The sequence below is a fragment of the Trichocoleus sp. Lan genome (genome assembly GCF_039961855.1).
GTDB lineage: Bacteria > Cyanobacteriota > Cyanobacteriia > Cyanobacteriales > FACHB-T130 > FACHB-T130.
In genome coordinates this window covers 82,605-89,388 of record NZ_JAMPKA010000025.1, presented here as the reverse complement: position 1 = coordinate 89,388, position 6,784 = coordinate 82,605, and the positions used below count along the sequence as shown (strand labels likewise).

8 protein-coding genes are annotated in these 6,784 nt (G+C 47.3%); 5 read left to right on the top strand and 3 right to left on the bottom strand.

Going from position 1 to position 6,784, the window contains the following annotated elements; translation table 11 throughout:
* Positions 1-416 precede the first annotated feature (416 nt).
* From NDA03_RS20945 to NDA03_RS20930, 4 genes are all read left to right on the top strand, one after another.
* Positions 417-1,388 (top strand): sodium-dependent bicarbonate transport family permease, encoded by a 972-nt coding sequence (locus NDA03_RS20945; RefSeq protein ID WP_190412389.1) that lies wholly within the window; start codon positions 417-419, stop codon positions 1,386-1,388.
* Between the two features lie 4 nt (positions 1,389-1,392).
* Complete coding sequence (locus NDA03_RS20940; protein WP_190412390.1) at positions 1,393-1,704, top strand: P-II family nitrogen regulator; 312 nt, start codon at positions 1,393-1,395, stop codon at positions 1,702-1,704.
* 115 nt (positions 1,705-1,819) lie between these two features.
* A complete protein-coding gene (locus NDA03_RS20935) occupies positions 1,820-2,536 on the top strand; it encodes a carbonic anhydrase (protein ID WP_348239033.1) in 717 nt (238 codons plus the stop codon).
* A gap of 386 nt (positions 2,537-2,922) precedes the next feature.
* Positions 2,923-3,462 carry an inorganic diphosphatase gene (locus NDA03_RS20930; RefSeq protein ID WP_190673147.1) on the top strand — a complete coding sequence of 180 codons (540 nt, stop codon included), beginning with the start codon at positions 2,923-2,925 and terminating at the stop codon, positions 3,460-3,462.
* A gap of 35 nt (positions 3,463-3,497) precedes the next feature.
* Here NDA03_RS20930 and NDA03_RS20925 read toward each other — a convergent pair whose 3' ends face one another.
* Positions 3,498-3,860 carry a SnoaL-like domain-containing protein gene (locus NDA03_RS20925; RefSeq protein WP_190673150.1) on the bottom strand — a complete coding sequence of 121 codons (363 nt, stop codon included), beginning with the start codon at positions 3,858-3,860 and terminating at the stop codon, positions 3,498-3,500.
* Between the two features lie 140 nt (positions 3,861-4,000).
* Between NDA03_RS20925 and NDA03_RS20920 the strand changes: the two genes are divergently transcribed.
* Positions 4,001-4,882: a LysR family transcriptional regulator gene (locus tag NDA03_RS20920; RefSeq protein WP_348239032.1), complete on the top strand. Its 882-nt coding sequence runs from the start codon at positions 4,001-4,003 to the stop codon at positions 4,880-4,882.
* 159 nt (positions 4,883-5,041) lie between these two features.
* On the opposite strand, the gene NDA03_RS20915 is transcribed toward NDA03_RS20920, so the two are convergent.
* Positions 5,042-5,515 carry a shikimate kinase gene (locus NDA03_RS20915; RefSeq protein ID WP_348239031.1) on the bottom strand — a complete coding sequence of 158 codons (474 nt, stop codon included), beginning with the start codon at positions 5,513-5,515 and terminating at the stop codon, positions 5,042-5,044.
* Between the two features lie 65 nt (positions 5,516-5,580).
* On the bottom strand, positions 5,581-6,780 hold the full coding sequence (locus NDA03_RS20910) for an FAD-dependent monooxygenase (RefSeq protein WP_348239030.1): 1,200 nt from the start codon (positions 6,778-6,780) through the stop codon (positions 5,581-5,583).
* Positions 6,781-6,784: the final 4 nt, after the last annotated feature.

Below are 6,784 nucleotides of genomic sequence, written 5' to 3'. Positions count from 1 at the left end.
TTTGAGATTTTCAGCATTATCCCCCTCCTTTTCCTTTTGACTCATGAGATAAATTGGCTGCAAGCCTTGCTGGGCAAGAGATTTAGCTTTTTCCTTATCCCGTACTGACGTTATCGAGAAATGGCATCAACGCCTCCATCTCCTGGGGAGGTACTGCCATTCTCACTACAATTCGCCCGTAATCGGCGCTGTTGTTGCAGTAGCGACTTCAGTTCTTGTCAAACCCATCTCCCGGCTGATTTCGGTAGTTAGAAAGGTTTTATTTATACTTAGTATAAAAATTTCCTATATCTTTTTAGCGGCTCAATTGCCATACAGTGGTTCTACGCAACATCTGATGCGTAGAACCACTGTGTCACTTCAGTCATGATTAAAACCTTTTTCAAATTCTTGGTTATCCAGGATGGGGAGTAGATATGGATACAAGCCTGATCGTTTCTAATATCCTAAATCCACCAATCCTATTCTTCTTTCTAGGTATGGTGGCAGTTTTTGTTAAATCGGATCTGGAAATTCCGGCTCCTTTCCCCAAGTTACTGTCACTTTATCTACTATTTTCCATTGGCTTTAAGGGAGGAGTAGAACTGATTAAAAGCGGCTTAACCCAGGAAGTGATATTCACCATGCTGGCAGCCGTATTGATGGCGTGTGCCGTCCCAATCTATACCTTTTTTATCCTGAAGCTGAAGCTGGATATCTACGATGCAGCAGCGATCGCCGCGACTTATGGCTCCATCAGTGCCGTAACTTTTATCACGGCAGGAGCTTTTTTGACCGAGTTGGGGATTGATTATGATGGTTATATGGTTGCAGCCCTAGCGCTTATGGAATCTCCGGCTATCATCGTCGGGCTGATTCTGGTCAATCTATTCACACCCAGCCAGGGAGATCGGGACTTTTCCTGGCCCGAAGTGTTGCAAGAAGCCTTCCTGAATAGCTCCGTATTTCTGCTGGTTGGTAGCCTGATCATCGGAGTCCTAACTGGAGAACGCGGTTGGCACACTTTGGAACCCTTTACTCAGGGATTGTTCTACGGTATCCTGACCTTCTTTTTGCTCGACATGGGGTTGGTTGCGGCTAGAAGGATTAAGGACTTGCAAAAAACGGGCGTTTTTCTCATTTCTTTTGCAATACTAATCCCAATCCTCAATGCAGGCATTGGAATTTTGATTGCAAAATTCATCGGAATGCCCAAGGGGGACGCGCTCTTATTTGCGGTACTTTGTGCAAGTGCTTCTTATATTGCTGTTCCCGCCGCTATGCGTTTAACGGTTCCTGAAGCGAATCCTAGCTTGTACGTTTCTACCGCACTAGCTGTAACGTTTCCTTTCAACATCATTGTCGGAATTCCCGTATATCTGTACGGCATTGAGATGCTTTGGAGATAACATCATGCATTCAGTTAAACGAATAGAAGTCATCGCAAATTCAGTTGAACTTGGCAAAATTTTAGACAGTTTAAAAAAATCAGGTGTAACCGGGCACCTAGTCATCCGAAATGTTGCCGGACAGGGGCTTAGAGGGGGTTCTGAAGATTTAGATATGACGATGCTGGATAATGTCTATGTCATCGCATTTTGTGCGCCAGAAAAACTTAAAGGTGCTGTGGAAATTATTCGACCAATCCTCAACAAGTTTGGAGGCAGCTGTTACATTTCTGATGCGATGGAAATTCGCTCGACGAGATGCGTTGCTTCGTTGTAAGGCGACTGTTTCTATCTTCTGTGAAATCTGAAGAAACTAAAAAACAAAAATAAAGTCTAGCTTCGGCTTTGAACTTTGAATCGTTTATTCTGCAACTTTTACTTCTTCAATAGCGATGAATCAAAACAATGGGTTGATGGGGCGGCGCAATTTCTTGAATTTAACGGGAAATGGCGGAATAGCACTGATGGCGGCTGTGGCGGGAAGTGCATTCTGGGGCGTGCAAGCAAACCGAGCGATCGCAGCGACCGTTGAGCCTCCCAGCCCTGATGCCGCCCTAAAACGGTTGATGGAGGGCAATCAACGGTTTGTGCAACACAAGGCTAAACATCCCGATCAATCAGAGGCACGGGTTAAAGAAATTGCCCAAGCACAACACCCTTTTGCAACGCTGCTAACCTGCGCGGATTCGCGGGTATCTGCGGAAATTTTGTTTGACGAAGGACTCGGTGACTTATTTGATATCCGGGTTGCCGGAAATATCGTGACACCGGAGGTGCTTGGCAGTCTGGAATATGCTGTAGCTGTCCTCAGCACTCCTGTGATTATGGTTTTAGGTCACGAACGCTGTGGTGCTGTCACTGCCGCAGTCCAGGGGGAACGTCTCCCTGGAAGCATGAATTCTTTTGTTAAAGCCATCAAACCTGCGATCGCTAAGACAAAAGATGAATCAGGCGATCCGGTTGATAACGCTGTAGTTGCAAACGTTCGGTATCAAATTGAGAAATTAAAACAAAATTCAACGATCGTTTCGGAACGATTGCTAGATGACAAGCTCAAAATTGTCGGAGGTCGTTACGATCTCGATACCGGAAAAGTCACGTTAATTTAGGATTGCGTACAGCAGGCATCTGAATTTCCGGCAACGCTGATTCCACTGCTGCGAACATTCGCTCTGCTAACGCTGAGACTAGATGAATTCGTCCCTACTCTCTCTGCTAAATGATGGTTGCAATAGATGGGTAGGGGCGTTTGCATAGCCTGGTAGATAAACCCCGCAGGGTAAAGTAGACCGAGAATTACATCCTAAGGTTGGTTGGCAGGCTGAATTTTGAGCAAATCGGATGGAGTTGCAATCCAAGTTTGGATAGGTCAAGGGGCAGATGCAGTCGAACTCTATGTCCTACGCTCCATAAAACTAGATGACCGATCGCGATATGATAAGTGCGATCTGCGCTTCGCTATCGCTAGCAAGAAATAGATACGTGCTAGTAAACTATGGCAACCGACCCTCTCCACCTGCCTCCGTTTGACTCAGATGATGCCGAAACGCTCAACGTCATCATTGACACGCCCAAGGGCAGCCGTAACAAATTTGAGTGGGACAAGAAGTACGGGTTGTACAAGTTGGGCGGCGTACTGGCAGCAGGCGCATTTTTCCCATACGACTTCGGTTTCGTGCCCTCGACTCTAGCCGACGACGGCGACGCTATCGACGTGCTGGTATTGATGGAGGAGCCTGCCTTCGTCGGCTGCCTTGTCCCATCGCGGCTCATTGGCGGCTTTGGCGCTTTTCAAACCGAGGAGGGGAAAACCGCACGCAATGACCGCTTGCTCGCTGTTGCCGCCAACTCCCGCAACCAGCATGACGTGAAAACGCTCGACGACCTGAATCAGAACCTCATCCACGAGATTGAACACTTTTTCGTGTCGTACAACGCGGCTAAGGGCAAAACGTTTGAGCCTCAAGGTCGCTTTGGACCGGAGCAAGCCCGCCAACTGGTTATTGAGGCTGCGGAGCGTTTTCGTGAGTGTTAGCAAGTTGTCGGATTCATCAAAATCGTTGAGGCAGTTTAGGCGGCGTAATAGAAACGCTCGTGGATTACTTTGCCATTTTTCCATCTCTGCACAGAGACTTGATCGTGCGTAACTTTGCCCCATTCAGAATGAGTGTAATCGACAAACCACTCAGAAATAATCACATCTTCGCCATAAGCAACCGCTTTCAGTTCTGCTGCCCGAAATTTAGTCACTTTAGAAAAGAAGTCCAGTTCTCTAGCGCGATTCGCTGCTTTCCCCACAGTGGCAGGCGTTTCATTTTCCTGCATCACTACATCCTCTCCATAGTATTTCTCAAAGGCTTCCATCGCTTTCCCTTGTAAAACCAGGGTCTTGATGTCTTCAAAGTTGGCTTTCAGGTCTGTTGCTGTAATCATGATTTTTGTTCTATTGGTTAGCTCAGAGTTGTCAGGTGAGAAACTTGATTTGGCTCACAACATTAATCATGTTTCATTCCTTCGGGTTTGAGAAGACTGCAAAATGGAATATGATTTATTCCGTTTGAGAATCAATCCCCATGTCAGACCTGATCGCCTGCATCAAGAGTTTTGTGCGAACAGTGGAAACAGGCAGTTTCTCCGCCGTCGCTAGAGAGATGGGTACTACTCAACCCACGATTAGCAAACAGATTGCTGCACTGGAAGACTATCTGGACGTGCAATTACTGCTGCGATCGACACGCCAAGTGAGTTTGACCGATGAGGGAATGCGCTTTTATGAGCGTTGCCAATCCGTTCTCGAAGCACTCTCCGAAGCCGAATCTAGTGTGGGAAAACGGCAGAACCCTTCTGGACTATTACGGCTCAATTGCTCGGTTGCGTTTGGGCAGATGCAGGTACTCCCTCGCCTGAAACGATTTCTCGATCGCTATCCAAATATCAAGATTGACCTAACGATGTCTGACCACTTTGTCGATTTAGTCGGAGAGGGCATCGATCTAGCGATCAGAATTGGCAAGTTTGTTGATCCCAACTTAATCTCACAGCCACTCGGCACATACCGATTTGTCGCAGTCGCGTCGGCAGCCTATTTGGAGAAGTTTGGTGAGCCACAAGTACCAGCCGACCTTTTGCACCACAACTGCATTGTTTATACCAGGCAGTCTACGGGTAATGAATGGCATTTTCGAGGCACGACAGTAACAGTGAGTGGAAATCTGCAAGTCAATAACTCGATGGCGCTACGTGAAGCCGTGTTGGCAAACATTGGCATTGGCACCTCCCCCATATGGGCGTTTACTGATGAACTCCAAAATCAATCGGTCAAAGTCATCCTTGCAGAATACGAACCTGACCCAATACCGATTCAGGTCGTTTACCGTCGAAGACGCTTTCAGTCGGCGAAGATTAAATGCTTTATTGACTTTCTCATAGATGAGTTTAAGGCTGGACTGTCTTGATACAATAGACCTCTTGCTCTCATTCCCTGCTGGGATACTATGGGGTCTGAAATTAGGCGATAGCGAAGCGAGAAGAGCGAAGCGCAACTTGATTGATGCGTCGGCACAGATGCCTTCACCGCTGATGCCTTCACCGCTGATGCCAATGTTAGAAGCTGCTTATATAGATTCAATGACCCTAAGAATATCTTCATCAGTAGCCGGACTATTATTATCAATAACCGCATCCCATTGATGGTTAATGGTTGCTGCTATCTTATTGTATTCTTCTACTTTCTCATCTGATACGAGTATGTGTTCTGAATTGTCTCTGTTTCTCACTCTTCTCAAACACTCTTCTAAATCAGCATAGACTTTTATTAACTTGACTTCGTATTTATTTCTTAATGACGAATGCATCTGATTGAATCCGTCTCCTGCCCCTAAACTTTCAATCATCACCTTACTATGCTGCTGAAACTCCTTATCGATTTCCTTCTCAACTGTTTCCCAACCATTTTCACCCGGCGCTAATTTCAGCCAGATCGGCTCTACTCTTAAGAACTTTATGTCTGTATTTTTATTGACTTGACTTCCAATATAGGTTTTTCCTGAGCCTTTTGGACCAATGAGTATGTATAGTATTTTCCTCATCTTGTTATTACCTCTAACGGCTCTACTTGTATTGCAAACATGACGACAGGAGTTTACCCCCTAGTTCACACCGTTAACTGTATCTGCGTTACCCCTTGGCGCAACTGGCGCTGCCTTTGTAACCAAGAGTGGCGCACGCCCTTGCCCAGCAGGGGTGCTAGCTGACTCACCGCCCAACGCAACAGTGCGCTTTTACGTAGTAGCTCAGCCTGAGCCGCTTCCTGACTTTGAAGCTGCTGCGCTCGAATAATCTCCGGCTCTCGCTCAGCTTGAATCTGTGGTAATACCGCATCAATTGCCGCATCTGTTGCTCCCTCACGCAACAGGGGAACTAGATGATTTGCTGCAACGATCGCATCCCGCAATGCCATATTGATGCCTTGGGCGCGAATCGGTGACATTGGGTGAACGGCATCGCCCAGTAACAGTAAGCCTGGTGCATACCAACGCGGACAACGCCCGACGACAACGGATAACAGAACAGGACGCTCAATACTTTCCGCATGAGTCCGGATATGCTCGGCTAACCACGGGGGCGAGGCTTCTGCCAAAATATCAGGCCAATCGGCTTGCTTCCAGCCCATTGGGGCATCTTCATGAAGTGCCCAGCCTATCTGAAGATTCCCCTCGGAAGAGCGAAACAGCCCAAATGCATTGCGATCGCGAACAATTGAATAAAATACGTTCTCGGATTCCAAGCGATCGCTATCCGCCAATTTAAACCAAAGAATATCAAAGCTTCCCGACTGTTGCTCTAGAGGTAAGTTGGCTCGTTGCCGAACGACGGAATTACGACCATCCGCTCCAATGACTAGATTGGCAGAAATAGAGCGATCGTCACCCAGCTTCACGCCCGAAACTCGTTCTTCGCTCCACTGCAAATCTTGCACAGGCTCACCCTGCACAAACTCAAAGTTGGGATAAGTATTTGCCTTGTCAATTACTGCTTCTAGGAAAGCTGGCTGTGAGACGAGGGTGCAGGGCTTACCACCCGGTTCGATTGGCTCATCAACTCGAAACAAAAACCGATTCTCAATCAGAACTTCCCAGGCATCCAAAGGTCGATGAGGGATGCTCTCTAGCACAGACGACAATCCCATCTGCTCTAGAGCATCTAGCCCACTGGGCATCAGCCCCTCCCCGCGAAAAACTCTCCGGAAGTTACGGGAGGATTCAATCAGTTTGACGGCGATGCCACGTTTGACGAGAAGCAGTGCAAGCGTTGCACCAGCAGGTCCTGCCCCGACAATTACAACCTGAGTCATCACT

Excerpts from the sequence above, each read along its gene's own strand:
- NDA03_RS20945 (WP_190412389.1), top strand. The coding sequence starts at position 417 with ATGGATACAAGCCTGATCGTTTCTAATATCCTAAATCCACCAATCCTA.
- NDA03_RS20940 (WP_190412390.1), top strand. The coding sequence starts at position 1,393 with ATGCATTCAGTTAAACGAATAGAAGTCATCGCAAATTCAGTTGAACTT.
- NDA03_RS20935 (WP_348239033.1), top strand. The coding sequence starts at position 1,820 with ATGAATCAAAACAATGGGTTGATGGGGCGGCGCAATTTCTTGAATTTA.
- NDA03_RS20930 (WP_190673147.1), top strand. The coding sequence starts at position 2,923 with ATGGCAACCGACCCTCTCCACCTGCCTCCGTTTGACTCAGATGATGCC.
- NDA03_RS20925 (WP_190673150.1), bottom strand. The coding sequence starts at position 3,860 with ATGATTACAGCAACAGACCTGAAAGCCAACTTTGAAGACATCAAGACC.
- NDA03_RS20920 (WP_348239032.1), top strand. The coding sequence starts at position 4,001 with ATGTCAGACCTGATCGCCTGCATCAAGAGTTTTGTGCGAACAGTGGAA.
- NDA03_RS20915 (WP_348239031.1), bottom strand. The coding sequence starts at position 5,515 with ATGAGGAAAATACTATACATACTCATTGGTCCAAAAGGCTCAGGAAAA.
- NDA03_RS20910 (WP_348239030.1), bottom strand. The coding sequence starts at position 6,780 with ATGACTCAGGTTGTAATTGTCGGGGCAGGACCTGCTGGTGCAACGCTT.